Raw genomic sequence first — 21142 nt, 5'->3', positions numbered from 1 at the left:
CCGGATCAGTTGTCGGCCTTGTTCGCGTAGGGGTTGTCGCCTTTGCGGACCATGATCCGGAGGGGCACGCCGTCAAGGTCGAAGGTCTCGCGGAGGCCGTTGGCCAGGTAGCGGACATAGCTCCGCGGAAGCCCCCCCGGGTGATTGGCGAACAGGGCGAATGTGGGCGGGCGGACGTTGACCTGTGTCATGAAACGCAGGCGCTGGGCCCGCCCGCCGGCCCGGGGTGGTTGATGTGCGTCGGTCTGAGCGCGTAGCCAGCGGTTCAGTGCAGGTGTCGGCACGCGCCGGTTCCATCGCTGATGGACGGTGAAGACTGCTTGCATGAGGCGGCTGGTCCCGTGGCCGGTCAAGGCGGAGAGCGCAACACAGGGGACGCCGCGCGCCTGCGGCAACGTATCGTCGAGCCGCTCGACCAGGGCCCGCCGCATGGCGGCGGGTTGTCGGACCAGATCCCATTTGTTGGCGGCAACCACCAGCGCGCGACCTTCCTGTATCACTTCCGCCGCGATGGCGAGGTCCTGGTCCACCAGGGCTTCGCTGCAGTCGAGCATGAGTACTGCCGCTTCCGCGAAGCGAAGCGCCCGTCTCGTGGACTCGGCGGAAACCGCTTCCGGCCGGGAATCAACGCGGCTGGTCCGTCTCAGTCCGGCGGTGTCGACGAGTTCGATCCGGCGACCCCGCCAGGTCCAGGCGTGGCCGACCGAATCGCGTGTAATCCCTGGTTCCGGCCCGGTCAGCATCCGGTCTTCGCCCAGCAGGCGATTGGTAAGAGTGGACTTGCCGCTGTTGGGACGGCCGACGATGGCGATGGGGATGGGCCGTGCCTGGTCCGGGGCGTCCGCATCCGCCGGCGTTGCGGAGGCGTTCCGCGCAGCGATTACCGCTTCGACATCGCCGATTCCGAGGCCATGCTCGGCGGAGATCGGGATCGGCTCACCGAGCCCGAGTTCGAACCCTTCGACCGCCTGCGCCGCCAAGGCGGGGCTGTCGCACTTGTTGACCAGCAGGGTGACTTCGCGGGCGTGCGTTCGCGCTAGACGTGCGTACTCCCGATCGACTGGGGTCACGCCCTGCCGGCCATCGATCACGAACAGGACCAGATCCGCTTCGGCGAGAGCCCGTTCACTCGCTTCGCTCATTCGGGCAGCCAGCGTGCCGGTGTCGGCCTCTTCGAGACCGGGCGTGTCGACGATCTCGAAATCCTCAGCCCCGATTTGCCCGGACGAGACGTTCAGGTCCCGCGTCATGCCGGGATTGGGGTCGACGAGCGCCGCCCGCCGGCCCGCCAATCGGTTGAACAGCGTGGACTTGCCGACGTTGGGGCGGCCGACGATTGCCACCCGCAACTGCATGAACTCTGCCCTCAGTTCAGCGCGACGACCGCGCCCTCGCGGGTCAGCACGTACAGCGTGCCGTCGGCCACGATCGGTGCGCTTGCCGGGTCCCCCTGAATGGTGGCTGTGTTCAGCACCGAGCCATCGGAGGGGTCGAGGGCGACCATTCGCCGGGATCCGGCCACCAGTACCTGCCCGCCGGCGATGATCAGCCCGGCCCAGGCCAGGTCCTCCTCGTCGTCGATGGCAAGGGCGTCCGCCAGATTGGTACGCCAGCGCACGTTGCCCGTGCTCTGCCGGAGGCACACAATTTCCCCCTCGGCGGTCAAGGCGTACATCCACTCCCCGGTCACGCGCGGCGTGTGCGCGATGGTCAGCGGCACCCGCCACTGCAGTGCCCCGGTCTGGAGGTCGAAGCTTCCGAGCTGCCCGGTGGCGCCGCCGGCGATGACAGAGTCGGCGTCGATGACAGGGCCGCCGGCGATATCCTCGATTTCGATCTGGATCGCACCCTGAAGGACCTCCGCCAGCGGAATCCGCCAGGCCTCTCGTCCGTTATCAGCCCGCACGGCGACGATCTCACCCGTGGAATAGGGTGCGATCACGACGTCGTCGTTGGCAGCGGCAGGCAGGGCGTTCAGCAGCGATGGACCGTGTTTGAGTGCGCCCTCATGCAACCAGATCTCGCTGCCGTCGCTGCGCTGAAGCGCGACGGTCTGGTCGGTGATCAGTCCGGCGTACACGCGGGCTCCATGCACGGTTGGCGCCGCACGGAACGGAATCCCGTACCAACGACGCCACTGCACGTCCCCGTTCAGGGCACCGAGCGCCAGTACTTCGCCGTACCCAGTGCTCACGAACAGGGTATCGCCATCCAGAGCGACGCCGCCTCCGACACCACGGCCCCCATCCTCTCCGTCAGGGCGGACGGATCGGGTCCAGGCTGATCGCCGGTCTTGCAGCGACAACGCGATCACGCGGCCGTCGGCATCCAGGAAATAGAGATGTCCGTTTCCGACCACCGGCTGGCCCAGGATGCGTGAGGTTCGGGTCTCGGCGCTCCCGACGTCCAGGCTCCAGTCGACGATGAGCCCGCCGGAATAGACTGCATGGGGCGGTCGGTTGTCGGCGTTCGCGTCTTGTTGAGACCAGGTGGCCGCTACCGGTTCCGACAGAACGACGGGGTCGCTCGTGTCGTCAGTCGGCGCGAGACGCTCTTCGAGGGTAAGGATCGACACCCGTTCGCCAGGCAGCGGCACCTCGTCGTCGACACCGAACCAGGATGTACACCCCGCGAGGAGGAATGCGACGACTGGGAGGGCGACGATGTTCATCTAGTCCTCCGGGTTTGGCCACAGCAGCAGCATGCGGTGGGCGCGTGTTCGTACTCCCCGCGGGACGCTGGCATCGTCGGCAAGAGCCTGAAATTCGGATCTCGCCGTCTCCGTTTCCGCCTCCCGGTACGCCAGGTGCGCGTTGAGTTCGCGAGCGAGCGCATACCATGGGCCGCCGGGATCCTCGAGTAGCCAGGCTGTACGGTCGCGGATGACGGCGGCCGCGCCCTGATCAAGCAGGAGGTACGAGGCGTGGAGATCGGCCACTGCCCGGAAGTGCGGCGGCACGGCGTCATCGCTGGCGATCGCGTCGTAGAGGGTGATGGCTGCCGCGGGGTCGCCCGAGGCGGTCAGGGCTGCGGCTTCCGAGAGCCTGGCGAGGAGAGCGTACCCCGGTTCGGCCTCACGCGTCAGGTCGGCGAGGTCGGAAATGCCCAGACCGGTGTTGCCGCTCTCAAGGGCAGCCATCGCCGCGGCGTAGCGATCCGCGTCTTCTGCCCGCCGTTCCTCGAGATGGCTCTGCCACAGGTACCAGCCGCCGATCGCGAGGGCGAGCAGCACCGCGACGCCTGCCGCAGCCGGGCCGTAGCGCCGCCCCAGTCGGCGCCACCGTTCGATGCGAATATCCTCGTCGATTTCGCGTAGCAGATCGCTCAACGATTTCTCCTTGGTCGGGTCGGCAGCAGCACTGGCGGGCATCTTCCCACGGCGGGACCTGCCTGATTGGGCGCGGAGGCCTCACATTACCACCACGGAGCGCCTTGGAGGGAGCCAGGATGTCACTCCCAGGGCGTCGCTTCAGTGCCGCCAGTGCCCATGAAGGAAGTTTGCTGCATCGCGTAGTCCCTGCAGGGCGGCGTCAACTTCGGGCGCGAACTTGAGGAAGCCGTGCGGCATGCCGGGATACAGGACGTAGCGGTGCGGCACCTTGGCCGCCTCCAGGTGCGACCGGAACGCCTCGGCGTCGTCGCGCAGCGGATCCAGCGCTGCTGCCGTCAGCAGGACCGGAGGCAGGCCGTGATAGTCGCCGCGGAGCGAACAGAATCGCGGATCGAGCCCGTCGGCGTCATCACTCAGGTAGTCGACGTAGAACCGCCGCATCATGTCGAGTCCGAGCCCATAACGGCCATCCCCGTACGCCTTGGCCGCCGCGCCAAGCGGGTAGCCGAACTCCGGCAGATGGCCGTAGCAGCCATAGAACAGGACACCTGCGCGGAGGGGCTCCCGTTTCTCGTTAAGAACGGAGAGGGCAAGGTTGGCCCCGGCGCTGTCACCGCCAACCGCCAACCGGGTGGCGTCGACATCGACTTTTGCCGCCTGTTCGATCAGCCAGTCGCATGCAAACAGGCATTCTTCGATCGCCACCGGAAATCGGTACTCCGGAGCCAGACGGTAGTCCACGGAGATCACCGCAGCGCCGGCCTCGCGGGCCAAGAGGCGACACATGGTGTCGTGCGTGTCGATGCTCCCGAGCATGAAGCCGCCGCCGTGAAAATAGAGCAGCCCGGGAAGGACGGCGTCGGACGGCCGATAGACGCGCGCCCGCAGCCCACCGTGCGGGCCGTCCAGCGTGGTGTCGGTGACCGATGCAAGTGCCGGTGGTCTTGCATTCCAATATGCGGACGTGGCTTCGTAGGCCGCCCGAATCTCGGTAACAGGCGCATCGACGAGCTCCCGGAAATCGACGGGTGGCTCGTCTTCCGCAGCGCGGCGGCTGGCGGCGACGAGAGCAGGATCAATGGTGTCGATGTCGCTCATGAGATCCCCTGGCGCCAATCCGTGGCGCAGTTCCTGGTCTACAGGTTCCGAGATTCGCCGGCGCGCGTCGCAGCTGCCGGCGGCGGTCCGCTGCTGGCACAGCAGACACGTGTTCTAGCGATTCCCCGGCGCGATGGCACCCCATGTAGGCGTGATTGCGTCCGGGACGGCGCGGCGCCGCCTCGGCAATTGGGCCGATGGTTCAGCTCACACCTGGTCACGGCCGAACCCGGGCAGCCCGTCATCCATGTCCGGGCGTTTAATCGGTGGGGGCTGGAGAGAACTTGCTGGCCAGTCCGATCCGACCGGAGGCTTCACACCGCTGCAACAATTGAAATGATTGTTGATTGGCCGTCCTGGCGTCCCGGCGATACATTGGCTCCGGCCGCGTCGCGTCTAGGGTCCGTGGAACCGCTTTGCCAGCGGGACGCGGCGCTCCCTGGTCGGCACGGCTCCGCTGCCCTCGGGGTGGCGCCCGTATTGTGGACGTGCCGGGATCGCCAATGCGCGCAGTAGAGCACACCGTTGCCCGACCGGTTGCATACCGTGACCTAGGGCTGTTTACGGGCGAACCGGTCGCGATGACGGTCCATCCTGCGGCTGCCGGATCCGGCATCGTTCTGGTGCGCACGGACTTACCCGGGTCGCCGGAAGTCCCCGCGCAATGGGGTCGCGTCGCCGATGCCGAGCGCCGGACCATGATGCTCGGTGCCGGCAATGGTGCGACGATCTGGACGGTGGAGCATCTGCTTGCCACGTTTGCCGGTTTGGGCATCGACAATGCCCGGGTGGAACTGAACGGCCGCGAAGTTCCGATCCTGGACGGCTCGGCCGCCAGCCTCGTGGCTCCCCTCGAGGAAGCCGGGGTGGTCGCGCAGGATCGTCTCAGGTCCTGGATTCGGGTTCGCCGCCCTGTGCGTGTCGAAAACGGCATCGGTACGGTGGTGATGGAGCCGGCTGAGGGGTTCGTGGTCCACGGCACCATCGACTACCCCGATACCGCGATTGGCCGGCAGAGCTACGAATTTGCGCTCGAGGGTTCCCGGTTCAGGGATGAGATTGCATCGGCCCGCACCTTCTGTACTCCCGCCGATGCAGAGAAGCTGCGCAGCCAGGGGCTGGGCCTGGGCGGCAATCCGGGAAACGTCATCCAGGTGGATGGCATGCGCGTCCAGGCCAAGGGCGGGCTTCGCTTTCCCGACGAGTTCATTCGCCACAAGGTGTTGGATTGCGTTGGTGACCTCTACCTCGCGGGCGCGCCGCTGCTCGGTCGGGTGACGTTCGTGCGAGGTGGTCACGAGTTGAACCGCCGCCTGCTGTCGGCGATCTTTTCCGAGCCGGCGAACTGGGAGCGGAGTACTTGCCCGCCCGCGTCGGGGACGTGGGCCGGAACTGCTGCCCGCGTTGCCGTGGCCTGAATCAAGTTCTCGCCAAGGCTTCGCATCGGTTACACTCCGCCGCATGCCCCTGCTAGCTGCACAGATCCTTGGCGCGCTATGCGTTGTCCTTGGTGCTTGGAGCGCACCGCCTGCGCAAGCTCAGGAGGCAACCGAAGGAGTCGAGGCGCCGGCCCCTCCGCCCCCCCCTCCGGTCCCCGCCACGGCCGAGCGCCAGGGGGAAATCCGCTTTGCTGACGGGAGCCACTACGTTGGCCAGATACGCGGTGGCGTCATGCACGGTCCCGGAACGCTCACGTACGCGAACGGGGACACCTACGAGGGCGATTTCGTAGAGGGCAGGCAAGACGGGCGAGGGATCTTCCGGTACGCGGACGGTTCCCGGTACGAGGGGGACTTCCGGGATGGCGTCCGGTCGGGTCAGGGCCTGCAGGAGTTCGCGGACGGAGCCCAGTACGAGGGCGCATTCGAGAACGACCAGTTTCACGGCGAAGGCACGTATCGGCATCCGGACGGCAGCACGTTCGCAGGCACCTACGAGCGCGGCGAACGCCGGAGCGGGATACGGGTGTACGCGGACGGGAGCAGGTATGAGGGGGGGTTCACGGAAGGCCAGCCGGACGGATTCGGCAAGCTCACGCTTCAGGGTGGCGACGTGTACGAAGGCGACTTCGTGGCCGGACGCCGTACCGGCGAAGGCGAGTACCGGTTCGCCGACGGCAGGAGCTATGAAGGCTCGTTCCGCGACAACCAGTTTCACGGTGAGGGCACGTACACGCACCCCGGAGAGGCGACGTACTCTGGGACGTACGAGAACGGCCGCCGGCACGGCACCGGCACGTTGACCTTTGCCAACGGTAACGTCTACGTCGGGACATTTGCGGGCGACGTCATGGCTGGCACCGGCACGCTGACGTTCGCCAATGGCGGCACCTACGTGGGGAGCTTTGCTGCTGGAACCATGTCCGGTAGCGGCAAACTGACACTCGCCGACGGCGCCACGTACGAGGGCGAGTTCGTTGACGGCCAGCGCGAAGGGCACGGCGTGTTTCAGTTTGCCGACGGATCGACCTACGAAGGCGGGTTCGTCGACGGCCAGCGCGAAGGCCAAGGCACATTCCGGTTCGCCAGCGGAGCGACCTACGACGGTTCCTTCCTGAACAACCAGTTTCACGGCGAGGGCAGATATGCGCATCCGGACGGAAATACGTTCGCAGGGACGTACGAGAACGGAAAGCAGCTGGAAGGGCAGGCCACGCTCGTCTATTCGGACGGGACGCGGTACGAAGGCGCGATCTCAGGCGGTCAGCAAACAGGAGAGGGCGTGCTCGTCTACGCCGACGGGACCAAGTACGAGGGTGGCTTCCAGAACGGCAACTTCCACGGCCCCGGGATCCTGACGTACGCCAACGGGGTGAAACTCGAGGCGACCTTTGAAAGCGGCGCGGCGACGGGTCGGACCGTCACCACCTATCCTGACGGGACGCGGGTCGAAAGCGAGTAGGGGCGGTCAGCTTCGGTCGGCCGCCGTCGTCATGTCGCCCACGTAGCGGATTCGGTAGACCTTCCCCGCCCGGTCGTCTGACACCATGAGGGAACCGTCAGGCGCTTCGAGGACATCGGCCGGCCTGCCCCACGCCCGCTCGTTCTTGAGCCACCCATCGGCAAATGTCTCGTAGCCCAGCGCGGTTCGGTGATCATCAGCGAGCCGCACGACGGTAATCCGGTAGCCGATCTTCCGGGTCCGGTTCCAGGATCCGTGTTCCGCGATGAATACCGCGCCACGATAGCTGTCCGGCACATTGGTTCCGGAGTGGATGGCGAGTCCGAGCGGCGCCACGTGCGGACCCAAGGCCTGCGCGGGGGGTTCTGCATCGGCGCATTCCCCGTCGCCTCCCAGGTTCGGGTCCCTGAGCGTGCCGGCGTGGCAGAAGGGGAACCCGTAATGGAGCCCGGGTTCCCGAGCCCGATTGAGTTCACATGGCGGAAGATCGTCGCCTAGATGGTCCCGGCCGTTGTCGGTGAACCACAGTTCATCGGTGACCGGATGCCACGCGAGCCCGACCGAGTTGCGCACGCCCCGCGCATAGACCTCGATCTCCGAACCGTCGGGGCGCATCCGGAGCACGCTGCCGTAGTAGCCGTCCACCCGGCAGACATTGCAGGGCGCGCCGACCGGGGCGTAGAGATAACCGTCCGGCCCGAAGCCCAGAACCTTCCAGCCGTGGTGTTGGTCCGACGGGAGCCGATCTGTTACGACGATGGGGTCCGGCGGATCGTCCAACCTGGTCTCGATGTCATCGAAGCGCAGGATGGTGCTCACGGCACCCACGTAGAGAGCGCCGTCGTGGAACGCAACGCCGCTCGGCATTTGCAGACCTGACGCGATCTCGCGAACGCGTTCCCCCCGGCCGTCGCCATCGTCATCGGTCACCGCAAACACGCGCCCGTCCCGGCGGGTGCCGACGAAGAGCGTGCCCTGCGCCCCCCAGGCCATCTGCCGCGCATTGGGGACTTCTGCAAACGGCTCAATGACGAATCCGTCGGGCAGGCGGATGGTGGCAAGACGTTCATCTGCAACCGAGTCGGCGGTACCGAACATTGCGAGCCCGGCCAGCAGGAGAGTGAGGACAAGGGTGCGCATGTTTGAGCTCACATGTTGGGATACCGCGGGCCCTCGCCGCCCTGCGGCGGCACCCACGTGATGTTCTGCGTCGGATCCTTGATGTCGCACGCCTTGCAGTGCAGGCAGTTAGGCGCGTTGATCCGCAGTTGTTGCTCGCCTTGTTCGACCACGAATTCATAGACGCCGGCGGGACAGTACCGCTGCTCGGGCCCGTCGTACCGGGCTAGGTTCACGCTCAGGGGAACATCCGAATCCGCGAGTTGCAGGTGACAAGGTTGACCCTCCTCGTGGTTCGTTCCTGAGAACGCGACGTTGGTCAGACGGTCGAACGTGATCTCGCCGTCCGGCTTCGGATAGGTGATCGGACGCGCCGAAGCGGCATCTTGCAGGCTGGCGTGGTCGGGCTTGCCGTGGCGGAGCGTCCATGGCGCCCGGCCACGGAGCAGGATCTGGTCGATTCCGGCGAGAACCGTCCCCCAGAACCGACCGTAGCGAAATCCGGGGCGCACGTTCCGGCCCCGAACGAGCTCACGATAGGCCCACGAAGCGCGGAATTCCGTGTCGTAGGCCGCGCAGTCCCCAGTGCCATCGGCCAAGGCCCGGGCGACCGCCTCAGCCGCGCACATGCCGGACTTGATGGCCGTATGCGTGCCCTTGAGGCGCGGAACGTTCAGGGTGCCCGCGTCGCAGCCGAGCAGTGCGCCGCCCGGGAAGACGAGGCGGGGGAGGCTCTGTGGCCCGCCCTCGTTGAGGGCACGTGCGCCGTATGCGATGCGCTGGCCGCCTTCGAACGTCGGCCGGATCGCAGGGTGTGTCTTGAACCGCTGGAACTCGCCATATGGGCTGAGGTGCGGATTCGAATAATCGAGCCCGACCACGAACCCGACGGCCACCTGACGGTCCTCCAGGTGATACAGGAACGACCCGCCGTACGTGTCGCCAGGCAACGGCCATCCCGCACTGTGGAGGACGAGTCCGGGCTGGTGACGCTCAGGCGCGACCTGCCAGAGCTCCTTCAGTCCGAGGCCGTATGTCTGGTGTTCGCATTCCCGATCAAGCCCGAACCGCCGAATGACCTGCTTGCCGAGACTGCCGCGGCAACCTTCCGCAAGGAGCGTAAAGGTGCCCCGGAGCTCGACACCGGGCTGCCACGCCGGGCCGCGCGAACCGTCCGCCGCAAGCCCCATGTCACCTGTTGCAACCCCCGAAATCCGGTCCCCGTCCGTGAGCAGTTCGGTCGCTGCGAAGCCGGGGAAGACCGCGGCCCCCATGCTCTCGGCCGTACTCGCCAGCCAGCGGCATAGGTTGCCGAGACTGATGATGTAGTTGCCGTCGTTCCGCATGGCCGGCGGCAGGAGGGCGTGCGGCCAAGTGAAGCTGCTCTTGGCGCTCAGGAACAGGAGCCGTTCCTCGCTGACCTGGGTCTGAACCGGTGTGTCGAGCGAGCGCCAGTCAGGCATGAGTTCGTCGAGGCCGCGCGGGTCAAGAATTGCACCTGACAGCGTGTGGGCACCGACTTCGGAAGCCTTCTCCACGACGCACACGGAAATATCCCGACCTGCCTCGTCGGCCAGCTGGCGCAGTCGGATCGCGGCTGCGAGGCCGGCCGGCCCGGCGCCCACGATCACCACGTCGAACTCCATGGCTTCCCGCTCGGGAGGCGGGCCGGAAGACTCACTCATCGGCGGCTTGCCCCGGGAGGGTCATCGGGAGGCGAGGGGCCTCAAAGGACGGCGAGAATTCGTTCGGCGCTTGACACTTCGAACGCGCCCGGTTCCTCGACGGCAAGGTGGGCGACCGTACCGTTCTCCACGACCATCGCGAATCGCTGGCCGCGTTGGCCGAGCCCGAATCCGGTTCCGTCCAGTCCCAGATCGAGCGCTTGCGTGAATTCGCCGTTCCCGTCGGCCAGCAGCGTCACCGAATCGCCGGTGTTCTGGCTCTTCCCCCAGGCGTCCATCACGAATGCGTCGTTGACCGCAATGCAGACGATCTCGTCGACCCCCTTCGCCTTGATTGCATCGGCGTTCTGCACGAAGCCGGGCAGATGCTGAACGGAACAGGTGGGCGTAAATGCGCCGGGTACCGAGAACAGGACCACCTTGCGGTTGCCGAAGAACGCGGTCGTGGACACTTCTTCCATGCCGTCCGCGCTGAGGCGGCGGAGCGTGGCAGCGGGGATGGAATCACCAGTCGAGATCGGTATCGGAGCCTCCCGGGTTTGATTGGTGGCACGAGCCGGAGAGGGACCAAGCGGCCGCTCCGGAACAGCGGACTGCAGGTTACCTGACCTTTGCCCGTTTGGCGCGTTGGACGGCTTCGATGACAGCGTCCGCGGTCAACAGCTCCGGTAGGACCTCGCCCTCCGGAAGGGCCGGTCCGTACACCGCATTGAACGGGACTCCAAGCCGCTGGTGTTTTGCCAGATAGGCGGCGATGTCCGGATCTGGCAGGGTCCAGTCACCTCGCAGCCCGACGATGTCGCCTACCTCCAGGAGGTCGCGCACCGGCGGTCGGTCGAGCACCAGGCGCTTGTTCACGACACAGGTCACGCACCAATCGGCGGTCACGTCCACCAGGAGGACTTGGTCGGCGGCCAGGTCGGACACGGCCGCTGGGCTCAGCGGCAGCCAAAGCGGGTCGCTGGTCGGCATCCGGTCGCCAGGCCCCGTGTAGCCGGCCAGAGCCGGGAACAGAACCGCCAACACCAGCGCCGCCAGGCCCACACCCCGTACGACCGGGACGATCCGTTCGGCTGTTCTGGCCGCAAAGGCGAGCACTGCGAGCCCGCTCATTCCTGCGGCGACAACCGTCGGGATGGCTCCGGCCGCCGAGTGCAACACGTACAGCAGCCAGACGGCAGTGCCGAGGAGCATGAGCGCCAGCACCAGCTTGAGGCGTCCCATCCAAGGGCCGGGTCGGGGCAATATGCCAAGGAGACCTGGCCGGATGGCGACCAGCAGCCATGGGACGGCCATGCCCAGTCCGAGGCCCAGGAACACGACCAGGATGTCGCCGAAGCTGCGCGTGAGCGCAAAGCCCACCGCGGTGCCGACCACGGGCGCGGTGCACGGCGTGGCCAGAACCGTGGCAAACGCACCCTCCGCGAACGCACCGGCGCGCCCCTTGGCGTCGCCGCCGGCAGCTAGGAACCATCGGTTCACCCGGACGGGCAGCCGAATCTCGCAGATGCCGGCAAGAACTGCCGCGAACAGCAGCACGATCACCGCAAGGAACGCGATGAACCCGGGTACCTGGAACTGGAACCCCCAACCGGCCGTCAGGCCGCCCGCCCGAATTGCGGCGACCAGAAGGGCAAGCAGGCCGAACGACGCCACGATGCCGGCTGCCGTCGCGAGAAAGCTTGCGGAGACGACCGCCCGGTCTCGCCCAGCCGCATCGATCAACCGGGCAATCTTGATTCCGAGTACCGGCAGCACGCACGGCATCAGGTTCAGGATCAGGCCTCCGAGCAGGGCCAGCAGGAACGCGACGCCGAGCGTCAGGTCTCCGTCGGTCGCGGCCGACACCCCGGCGAGGACGAGTTCGCGGTGTGCATTGGCCGTACCCGTGACCAGGGTGACACCGAGGTCGGATCCTTCGAGTCGCTTGGGATCGAACGGGGGCAGGACATCGACATCGACCGTGACTGTCTTCCTATCGGCCGAGACGGTCGCGCGGTCACTGCGGAAAAAGATTCCCTCTGGACCCTCGAGGAAGGCGACAACCTGCTCCGGAGACGTATCCAGTTCGAACATGCTGTCCGCCGTGACGTGGACCGTGCGGACCCCGTTGAAGGTGGCGGTCAGTCGCTCGAATCCGGCCGCCTGCGGTGGGCCCGGGACGCGCGCTTCCGCCTCGGCGATGGTCCGGGCATGGGAACTGGGGGGATCGGCTCCGGCCGGCAGGTGCAGCAACGCGTCAGCCCGAACGGGGATGCAGATCTGAGCGCAGACCTGGTAGTCGATTCCGGCATTGAGCGTGGTCGGCCGCCCGGGCTCCTCGACATGGAGGCGGATCGGGATGAGCACGTTTCCCGCGTAGGTGCGCGTGACCAGTTGCCCCTGCTCGACCGACTGCTCCGGGGCGGGCCACACAAATTCGACGGACGCGACATTCTCCGAATCAGGGCCGACGCTGAGGGTGGGTGGCAGTCCGGCTTCGCCCGGGCTTCGCCAGTAGATATGCCAGCCGTCGTCAAGCTCCACCTGCAGGCCGAGCGGGAGCGTCGGGCGGGATCCGGTCGCCGTCACGGCCGAAACGATTCGTGTCCGCCAGGATTCGCCCTCACTCCATTCGGAGGCAGCATCGGCCGTTGCGCCGGCCGCAGCAGGCGCGGGCAGGCCGAAAGCCAGGACCAGGCAAATCGTGCCGCAGACGCGGCGAGTGCAATGGGAGGCGGCGATCAAGGTAGCGACAGGGTTGGCAGTGCAGCGCCTAGAGGCAGGCCACTTGAGACATAGGGCATGCCAATGTCAAGGCGTCAGGTGAGCGTACTCATCCGCGTTCCGCCGCCAGAGGTTTCCATCTGAGCACGGGACTTCGTGCGGCTCGCGTCTCATCGGCGCGCCGGCGGGGAGCATTCCCGGGCGCATCGGCAAAGTTGCCCGCCTCGGAGCCGTGGGCACGGGCCGCCAGGTCGCGGGCAGCCTCGATGAAAGAATCCAGCGTGGTCCGGCTTTCCGTTTCAGTGGGCTCCACCAGCAGCGCCCCTGAAACCACCAACGGAAAATAGACCGTCGGAGGATGAAATCCACGCTCAATCAGGGCCTTGGCAAAGTCGAGCGTGGTTACGCCGGTACCGTCAAGAAACGAGTCGTCGAACAGGCACTCGTGCATGCACGGTCCCGGGTAGGCCGGAGACAGGGTGTCGGCCAGCGCCGAGCGCAGGTAGTTGGCATTGAGCACGGCGTCCTCGGCAACCTGCCGGATCCCCTCCCGGCCGTAGCTCAGACAGTACGCCAGAGCCCGCACGAAGGTCCCCATCTGGCCGTGGAAAGCCCGCAGCCGCCCGAAGCTGGCACCGGCCGGGCCGGTCGCCTGCTCCAGCAGGCGAAGCTGTCCACCGTCCTCGTGCAGGACCCATGGCAGCGGCGCAAACGGCGCGAGGGCCGCAGACAGCACTGTGGGACCGGCGCCCGGGCCGCCGCCGCCGTGCGGTGTGGAAAAGGTCTTGTGCAGGTTGATGTGCATGGCGTCCACGCCCAGATCGCCCGGCTTCACCTTTCCCACCAGGGCATTGAAATTGGCGCCATCGCAGTAGAAGTAGGCCCCCGCGGCATGGGTCGCGTCCGCCATTGCCTGAATGTCGGATTCGAACACGCCGCAGGTGTTCGGATTGGTCAGCATGATGGCGGCGACGTCGGGGCCAAGGGCCGCTTCGAGGCTTGCGGTATCGACGCGCCCGTCGGGACCTTCCTGGACCTTCTCCACCTCAAACCCGCAAAACGCAGCGGTCGCCGGGTTCGTTCCGTGGGCGGAATCCGGCACCAGTATGCGGTGGCGTGCCTCGCCCTTGGCTTCATGCGCTGCCCTGATGGCCATCAGGCCGCACAGCTCTCCGTGGGCCCCGGCAGCAGGCCACATCGCCACCGCCGGCAACCCGGTGAGGATCCGCAGCCAGCGTGCCAGTTCGTCGATCACCGTGAGGGCTCCCTGCACGGTGGAGACCGGCTGCAGCGGGTGCACGTCGGCGAAGCCAGGCAGCCGGGCGAGCTTTTCGTGGAGCCGGGGATTGTGCTTCATCGTGCACGATCCCAGCGGATAGAAGGCGGTATCGATTCCGTGGTTGAGGCGGCTAAGGCGAGTGTAGTGGCGCACCACGGTCGCTTCGTCGAGATCGGGCAGCCCGATTCCTGTCGTCCGTTCGGCGGAGCCGAGCCGTGTCGCGCCGCCTGCGGGCGCCGGCAGATCGATGCCGCTCCGGCCCGGCGACCCGAGGTCAAACAGGAGAGGTTCGGCGCGGTCCGGGGCGCCGGACTGGGTGCCGCTCATCGCAGTGTCTCCTCGAAGGCGGTGCCCAGGCGCTCGATGTCGTCGTCAGTCGTGAGTTCTGTGGCTGCAATCAGGAGATGGTTCGCGAGGTCGTCGCGGTCCGGGTAAAGGCGAGAGACGGGTACGCCGGCCAGCACGCCGTGCTCCCGCTGCATGGCCGTGGCCACGTCCTTGGCAGGACGATCGAGAGCAGCCAGGAATTCATTGAAGAACGTGTGGTTGGCAATGCTGACGCCATCGATCGCGTCAATGCGCTCTGCCGTCCGGACGGCAGCCTCGTGGTTCAGGCGGGCGAGGCGAGCCAGACCGGTTTCGCCGAGGAGCGAGAGATGGACGGAAAAGGCGAGCGCACACAGCCCGCTGTTGGTACAGATGTTGCTTGTAGCACGGCCGCGTCGGATGTGCTGCTCGCGCGCGGCGAGAGTCAATACGAATGAGCGTTCGCCCTCGGTGTCCACCGTTTCACCGGCGAGCCGCCCCGGCATGTTCCGTACGTACTTGTCCCGGGTTGCGAACAAGCCGACGTACGGTCCGCCGAACGCCAGGCCCACGCCTAGCGACTGTCCTTCGGCAACCACGATGTCCGCTCCGTCTTCGCCGGGCGAACGGAGCGCACCCAGCGCGACCGTTTCGGGGACTGCCACGATCAGCAGGGCACCGGCGGCATGCGCCGCCTCTGCCCAGGGCCGCAGATCGCCCACGGCGCCGAAGACGTCCGGGTACTGCACCACCACGGCCGCGCAGTCGTCGGGAAGTGCGTCGGGACTTGCCGGCAGCCATTGCCCTGGCTCGGCGCCCGACAGCGGGACCAGCTCCAGGCCTGCGAAGTGGAAGTACGTCGCCAGGGTCTCATGCCAGTGTGGGTGTAGGCGGTCGACCACCGCAATCCGGTTGCGTCGGGTGATGCGAGCGGCCATCAGGGTGGCTTCCACGCACGCCGTCGAGCCGTCGTACATCGAGGCATTGGCGACCTCGCACCCGGTCAGCAAGGCCACTTGCGTCTGGAACTCGAACAGGGTCTGAAGGGTGCCCTGGCTGATCTCCGGCTGGTAGGGCGTGTATGAGGTCAGGAATTCCCCGCGCTGGATCAGCGCGTCGACGCTGGCCGGGATGTAGTGGCGGTACGCGCCGGCGCCGAGGAAGAACGGCCCGTCCCCAGCAGCGCGATTCCGGTCGCTCAGTTCTTCGAAAACCCGCCCGATCTCGATCTCGCTGGCCGCCGGAGGTAGGTCCAGCACTGGGTCGAGCACTTCGGACGGCACGTCCGAGAACAGGTTGTTGATCGCCGGCACCCCGATTCGGTCCAGCATGGCGCGGCGATCCGCGTCGGTGTTCGGAAGCCAGCGCATGGGATCAGGCCTCGCCGGTCAGCGCTGCATAGGCTGCTTCATCCAGAAGCCGGTCAAATTCTCCCGGGTCAGCCATCCGGATCCGGAGGAACCAGCCGTCGCCGGTGGCATCTGCATTGACGGTTTCCGGTGCGTCGCTCAGGACCGGGTTGGTCTCCGCGACCTGCCCCGCCACCGGCGCATAAACTTCGGATGCGGCCTTGACCGATTCGACGACAGCAACCTCCTCGCCGGCGGCAACGGTCCGGCCGACCTCGGGCAGCTCGACAAACACGATGTCACCCAGCTGGTCCTGCGCGTACTCGGTGATGCCGATGGTGGCGAGATCGCCGTGCACGGAGACCCATTCATGGTCCTTGGTGTAGCGAAGGTTTGGCATACGCTTTTCCTCAGGTGGGCCGCGTCTGGTGGCGGCGAGGGGGCACGAACGGAAGCGGGGTCACCCTGGCCGGCACCTTCCGCCCTCGGAGTTCGACCTGGAGCGCGGCGCCGGGTTCGGAATGCTCGGTGGCGACGTATCCCATCCCGATGGGAACACCGAGCGACGGCGAAAAGGTCCCGCTGGTGACCTCGCCGATCTCGTGTCCGGATGCGTCCAGGACCACGGCGCCGCCGCGGACCACGCCGCGCCCTTCAGGCAGGAGTCCCACGCGTCGTCGGGTGGGACCGTTCGCCAGTTCACGTTCGATGCGCGCACCGCCGGGCACCGCGAGGGCGCCCTGCCGTCGCGCACCGAATGTCCACGCCAATCCCGCTTCGACAGGACTGGTGTCGGCGTCGATGTCGCTCCCGTAGAGGCAGAGACCGGCCTCGAGTCGAAGACTGTCGCGCGCCCCGAGGCCAGCTGGCCGCACCTCCGAACGGGCTAGCAGTGCCTCGGCGACCGACACGGCGGCCGGCCCGTCGCAGCCGATCTCAAAACCGTCCTCGCCGGTGTATCCGCTGCGGCTGAACGTGCAGGGCACGCCGAGGAGCTCAAACTCCCCGTAGGCGAACGGCGCCAATTCGAGTGCGGCCGGAATCAGGTCGGACAAGGCGTCGGCCGCCTTCGGCCCCTGGAGGGCGAGCAGCGCCCGCTCTTGGCGGTAGTTGAACATGAGCGCGGGCAAGCGTGACCGGAACCACGTTAGGTCAGCGTCGATCCTGGCCGCATTGATGACCAGGAAGATGTCGTCGGCCCGGCGGGTCACGAGGAGATCGTCCACGATTCCGCCGTCGTCGTTGGTGATGACCGCGTACCGGGTGCGGCCCTCGGGCAGGCTCTGGAGGCTGGCCGGAACGACGGTCTCGAGCTGGCCGGCGGCGTCGTTGCCGGAGACCTCGACCTGGCCCATGTGGGATACGTCAAACAGCGACGCCGATTCCCGGGTCCAGCGATGTTCCGCGAGGATGCCCTCGTACTGGACGGGGAGTTCCCAGCCGGCAAACGGCACCAGCTTGCCCCCGAGGGCCATGTGCAGGTCGTGGAGCGGTGTGGGCCGCGCTGTACCTTGCGAGGATCCCGGCAGGAGCGCCTCCCTCCGGCACGGATCAACCGATGCCGGGCAAGGCCTCCTCTGTCATGGGACCTGAGAGATTCGTCCGACGCCCGGAATGGATATCGGACTTACCCCTTCGGTGGGCGAAGTCACCTTCGCCACTCTCCAGAGGTGCTCCATTCCCGCGGTCCCTGGTGCCTGAGAGGTTCCGAGGCCCCGTTGCTCCTTCGGCGTCGGTGACATGCACCGAACTCTCCCGCGGGAGGACAAGCGGAGCGTAATGGATCGCCCCGACAGGTCAACATCGCGCCCCGCGTCAGACCTTGCGCATCAAGACAATGCGGTTGCTGTTTGTTCCACGCCGGTTGTTCGCAACACCCCAACAGTTGGAGGTCTTGGTGAATTCCTGCTGGTTGATCATCACGCCGATGACTTCCAGCGGCAATCCCTCGGCGGCGGCCACGACATGGGTTTCCAGACGGACGGATCCGTTACGGACCTCGCCCACCTCGAAGGCGATATGCCCCCCCCACCTCGTGACCCGGGCCAGTTCCGCGAGCGTGGAGCGAATGAACTGCTGCCAGTCGTCGACGTTCCGGAGCTGGGAAAGCCTGACTTCGTGGGGGTCGATTCCTAGGAACCAGCACCGAAGCCAGTTGTCGGTCACGTAATCGACCACGTCGAGGAATGGGGGAGAGGTCACGGTCAAGGCGACCGCCCCGGACGGGATTTGGAACGTTTCGTTCGATTGCTCGGTCAACAGCAGGTGGCGCCTGGCCGCCGGCAGCACGCGCGATGACAGCAGGGACCGCGACTTTCGCTCAATGATCGCTGGAACATCTCGGCGGGGCGGCACCTGATTGCGACGCCGGTTGATGATCCGCTGCCGTTCCAGCGACACCGCTTGGTTGGGCGGCATGGTGTACACCGAGAAGAACCCGGACGAATGCCCGGTCAGCCGGTTGATCGCAATCATTCGGATCCACTTGTCCACCAAATCTAGGTAACCGGCGTCCTGACGGTCCAAAATCCATCGTCGAAGCCCTTCGATCCGGGCGAGGGTCTCCGGATGGTAGAAGGCCTCCAGATCGTCGTGGTCAACGCGGGTGAAACTGTCCCACGGAATCGACCGGAGCCGCGTCAGGACCTCGGATTGGGTGGGCGGGTTGATACGGGGCTCGGCAAAGGCCTTGCTCAGTGGGTTGGTGTCGTTCCCGTAGGGAATCCGTTCGGCCAGTGCCGCCTCGATCGGAGTCGTACCCCTGCCCATGAAAGGGTCGTAGACAACGTCGTTCCTGGCCGTCAGGCGCCGGATGTAGAACCCCGGGAGCTGCGGTTTGAAGCAGGCGCGGTACGAGACTTCATGAATGCGATGTGCTTGGCGTTGCCGTGAGGTCCAGAACTCGTTAACGAAATACCGCACACCGTCGATCGTCTCGACCTGGGTCTGTGTTCCGAATTCGGCGAAGTTCTCCAGATCATCGACGAGGTCGGTCGGGCTGAGGTTCGAACTCTCCGGCGGTATTCCGTTAGCCCCGATTACAGTCGACAGCTTGGCCTCCTTGACGGGGTCGACCCCCGCCCGATAGCGGCGCATGGCCTGCCACCGGCCCTTCGCCCCGGGTGCCCGCGCCCGACGTTTCCGGCAAGCGTTCCCCTGACTGCAGTTTCGTAGAAGAGCGACGGACGTCGTGCAAGCCCTCGTCGGTCCGGAACTGGATTTGCCGGGCCACGTACCACGACGTGGACACGTTCGGCGGCTAGGCCCGTCCGCGCTGTCGGGCCGGGGCGGATCGCCGTGACCAAGGTTGGAAGGTCGCTAGTCGTCGGTATCTGGAAAGCGATCGACGAGCGCCGTATGCAGGTCCGGATCGCCGGCGGCGAGGACGGTTCCGTTGGATCCTGGACGGCACCCGTCCCACGCGCTGGCGATGCCACCAGCCGCGGAAATGATCGCCGTTCCCGGCAGCACATCCCAAGGCTTGATATCGGATTCCACGACCACGTCGATGTAGCCGGCGGCCAGCATCGCATACCCCCAGCAATCCGTGCCGTACCGCACAAACAGGGCCTCATCGGCCAGCCGCTGGAAGGCCGCGCGAGCGGCGGCAGAGCGAATCATGCCCGGCTCCGTCATCGCGACGATCATGCGCTCCGGATCCGCCGGGCGGGAGGTGGTCACCAGCTCGCCGTTTAGCCAGGCTCCCTGTGGCGCACCCCACATGCGTTCTCCCGTGATCGCCTGATCGATGACGCCGATCGTCGGGCGCCCTTGCTCCAGCAGTCCGACGAGTGTGCCGAAGACCGGCAATCCGGCGACAAACGCCTTGGTGCCGTCGATCGGGTCGAGAATCCACGTGTGCTCGGCGTCCGAATTTTCGGACCCGTATTCCTCGCCCACGACACCGTGATGGGGGAAGCGGCGGCCGATGGCGTCGCGCATCCTGGCTTCGGCCGCCCGGTCGGCCTTGGTCACCAGCTGCAGCCGGCTTCCTTTCCCGCTCTTGACTTCGATCGCATCGCGGGACCGAAATAGCGGTTGGATCGCCGTACGGGCGAGATCGGCGAGTTCGTGCGCAAAGGTCAGAAATTCGTCGTAGGAAGCCATCGGACTGGAACTCGTGCGCCGGTGGGGAGCCACGATACACGGCCCCGTGTGCCCGGATGACCACCACGCGGGCCGCGCCGGATGGCGCGAGGAATTGCCGCGATCGCCGGTGTGCCAGTCGCACGAACCCGACCCTGAGCAGTCAGGGTGCAGCCGTACGAAACGCGAACAGCCGATGCGGGTTGCCCGCCGGGGGGTGCTGTGCCGGCGCGTCTCAAGGCACGCGAATGTCGGTGGAAGTGAGCGTGGAAGGCGTCCTGGCCGTGCCGTTGGCGCTCCCCGATCGTCCTCAACCGAATCTGGGTAGGTGTGACATTCTTGCGAATTTCTTCAGGCTCTTGATCGGTCTTCCGGCATCCGGCGCCGGTGGTGCCGGCGCCGGGAGCGCCGGGCCCCACGACCCGTTTCGCGTGGTATACACCCCAAATGCCCGTCTCCTCCCTCGACCGCCGCTGGCCCTGCTCGCGAATCGCGGCATCGCTCGCATTGGCGGTGCTGCTGGTCGGATGCTCCGTGTTTCAGGACCCGGAGCCGGTCGTCGAGCGCCCGATGGAGAAGATCTACAACTCCGCTCTCGACGCGCTGCTTGACGACGACTATGTGCTCGCCGTCACGGAATTCGAGCAGGTCGAAGCCCAGTATCCGTATTCGGAATGGGCCACGCGGGCGCAGCTGCTGGTCGCGTACGCCAACTACCTGAAGAACGACTACACTCTGGCGGTCGCGGCGGCCGAGCGCTTCATCGATCTGCACCCGGGCAGTTCTGACGTGCCCTATGTCCGGTACCTGATCGCCCTGTGTCACTACGAGCAAATTCCGGATGTCCGGCGTGACCAGACGCAAACCCGGCTTGCCAGAGAGGCGTTGGAGGGTGTGATTGCCCGCTATCCCGGCAGCGTCTACGCGCGCGACGCCGCGGTGAAACTCGATCTCGTCTACGACCATCTCGGGGGCAAGGAGATGGAGGTGGGCCGGACCTATCTTCAACTGCGTCAATATCCTGCCGCGCTGCGTCGGTTCGCGACGGTCGTCCGATCGTACCCCGAGACCACGCATGTCGCCGAGGCTCTCGCCCGGATGGTCGAGTTGAACCTGGCCCTCGGCCTCGAGAGCGAAGCACGTCTGCACGCGGCCGTACTCGGCCACAACTATCCGAATAACCGTTGGTACGCGTACGCCTACGACTTGCTTGAAGGAGATGGGCCGGAGATTCCGCGGTCCTCCTGGTTCTTCGGACTGTTCTGATCGGGCGGGGCATCTC

Annotated in this window: 17 protein-coding genes and 1 riboswitch; of the genes, 3 read left to right on the top strand and 14 right to left on the bottom strand. The window is 66.5% G+C overall.

The window, feature by feature from the left end; translation table 11 throughout:
- Positions 1–5: 5 nt before the first annotated feature.
- The 4 genes from der to OXH60_09795 form a co-directional block, all read right to left on the bottom strand.
- Positions 6–1355: a ribosome biogenesis GTPase Der gene (gene der, locus OXH60_09810; protein MDE0712413.1), complete on the bottom strand. Its 1350-nt coding sequence runs from the start codon at positions 1353–1355 to the stop codon at positions 6–8.
- An 11-nt stretch (positions 1356–1366) separates the two neighbouring features.
- Positions 1367–2671 (bottom strand): PQQ-binding-like beta-propeller repeat protein, encoded by a 1305-nt coding sequence (locus OXH60_09805; GenBank protein ID MDE0712412.1) that lies wholly within the window; start codon positions 2669–2671, stop codon positions 1367–1369.
- Positions 2672–3328: a tetratricopeptide repeat protein gene (locus OXH60_09800; GenBank protein MDE0712411.1), complete on the bottom strand. Its 657-nt coding sequence runs from the start codon at positions 3326–3328 to the stop codon at positions 2672–2674. It lies immediately after the preceding gene.
- 141 nt (positions 3329–3469) lie between these two features.
- A complete protein-coding gene (locus tag OXH60_09795; protein MDE0712410.1) occupies positions 3470–4429 on the bottom strand; it encodes an alpha/beta hydrolase fold domain-containing protein in 960 nt (319 codons plus the stop codon).
- Between the two features lie 503 nt (positions 4430–4932).
- Here OXH60_09795 and lpxC point away from each other — a divergent pair.
- On the top strand, positions 4933–5847 hold the full coding sequence (lpxC, locus tag OXH60_09790; protein MDE0712409.1) for a UDP-3-O-acyl-N-acetylglucosamine deacetylase: 915 nt from the start codon (positions 4933–4935) through the stop codon (positions 5845–5847).
- A 253-nt stretch (positions 5848–6100) separates the two neighbouring features.
- Positions 6101–7330 carry a hypothetical protein gene (locus OXH60_09785; protein ID MDE0712408.1) on the top strand — a complete coding sequence of 410 codons (1230 nt, stop codon included), beginning with the start codon at positions 6101–6103 and terminating at the stop codon, positions 7328–7330.
- 6 nt (positions 7331–7336) lie between these two features.
- Here the strand turns inward: OXH60_09785 and OXH60_09780 are convergent, their stop codons facing one another.
- From OXH60_09780 to OXH60_09735, 10 genes are all read right to left on the bottom strand, one after another.
- Positions 7337–8470 carry a PQQ-dependent sugar dehydrogenase gene (locus tag OXH60_09780; protein ID MDE0712407.1) on the bottom strand — a complete coding sequence of 378 codons (1134 nt, stop codon included), beginning with the start codon at positions 8468–8470 and terminating at the stop codon, positions 7337–7339.
- Positions 8471–8478: 8 nt separating this feature from the next.
- Positions 8479–10134 (bottom strand): electron transfer flavoprotein-ubiquinone oxidoreductase, encoded by a 1656-nt coding sequence (locus OXH60_09775; GenBank protein ID MDE0712406.1) that lies wholly within the window; start codon positions 10132–10134, stop codon positions 8479–8481.
- Positions 10135–10175: 41 nt separating this feature from the next.
- Entirely contained in the window at positions 10176–10658 is a 483-nt protein-coding gene (locus tag OXH60_09770) for a peroxiredoxin (protein MDE0712405.1), read from the bottom strand.
- A 76-nt stretch (positions 10659–10734) separates the two neighbouring features.
- Positions 10735–12705, bottom strand: a complete 1971-nt coding sequence (locus OXH60_09765; GenBank protein MDE0712404.1) for a protein-disulfide reductase DsbD family protein — start codon at positions 12703–12705, stop codon at positions 10735–10737.
- Positions 12706–12949: 244 nt separating this feature from the next.
- Entirely contained in the window at positions 12950–14446 is a 1497-nt protein-coding gene (gene gcvPB / locus OXH60_09760) for an aminomethyl-transferring glycine dehydrogenase subunit GcvPB (GenBank protein ID MDE0712403.1), read from the bottom strand.
- Positions 14443–15795 (bottom strand): aminomethyl-transferring glycine dehydrogenase subunit GcvPA, encoded by a 1353-nt coding sequence (gene gcvPA / locus OXH60_09755; GenBank protein ID MDE0712402.1) that lies wholly within the window; start codon positions 15793–15795, stop codon positions 14443–14445. The genes gcvPB and gcvPA overlap by 4 nt, the downstream gene beginning before the upstream one ends.
- A 4-nt stretch (positions 15796–15799) precedes the next feature.
- Entirely contained in the window at positions 15800–16174 is a 375-nt protein-coding gene (gene gcvH, locus OXH60_09750; protein MDE0712401.1) for a glycine cleavage system protein GcvH, read from the bottom strand.
- A gap of 10 nt (positions 16175–16184) precedes the next feature.
- On the bottom strand, positions 16185–17303 hold the full coding sequence (gcvT, locus tag OXH60_09745) for a glycine cleavage system aminomethyltransferase GcvT (protein ID MDE0712400.1): 1119 nt from the start codon (positions 17301–17303) through the stop codon (positions 16185–16187).
- Between the two features lie 145 nt (positions 17304–17448).
- Positions 17449–17542: riboswitch (glycine riboswitch) on the bottom strand.
- 47 nt (positions 17543–17589) lie between these two features.
- Entirely contained in the window at positions 17590–18870 is a 1281-nt protein-coding gene (locus OXH60_09740) for a DNA methyltransferase (protein ID MDE0712399.1), read from the bottom strand.
- A 222-nt stretch (positions 18871–19092) separates the two neighbouring features.
- Positions 19093–19881, bottom strand: coding sequence for a histidinol phosphate phosphatase (locus OXH60_09735; protein ID MDE0712398.1), 789 nt, complete (start codon positions 19879–19881; stop codon positions 19093–19095).
- Positions 19882–20307: 426 nt separating this feature from the next.
- Here OXH60_09735 and OXH60_09730 point away from each other — a divergent pair, with 426 nt between their 5' ends.
- On the top strand, positions 20308–21126 hold the full coding sequence (locus OXH60_09730) for an outer membrane protein assembly factor BamD (GenBank protein MDE0712397.1): 819 nt from the start codon (positions 20308–20310) through the stop codon (positions 21124–21126).
- Positions 21127–21142 lie beyond the last annotated feature (16 nt).

The sequence above is a fragment of the Rhodospirillales bacterium genome, assembly GCA_028824295.1.
GTDB lineage: Bacteria > Pseudomonadota > Alphaproteobacteria > TMED109 > TMED109 > VXPW01.
Note: the sequence above shows the minus strand (reverse complement) of the source record. Positions and strands in the feature narration are given on the sequence as shown.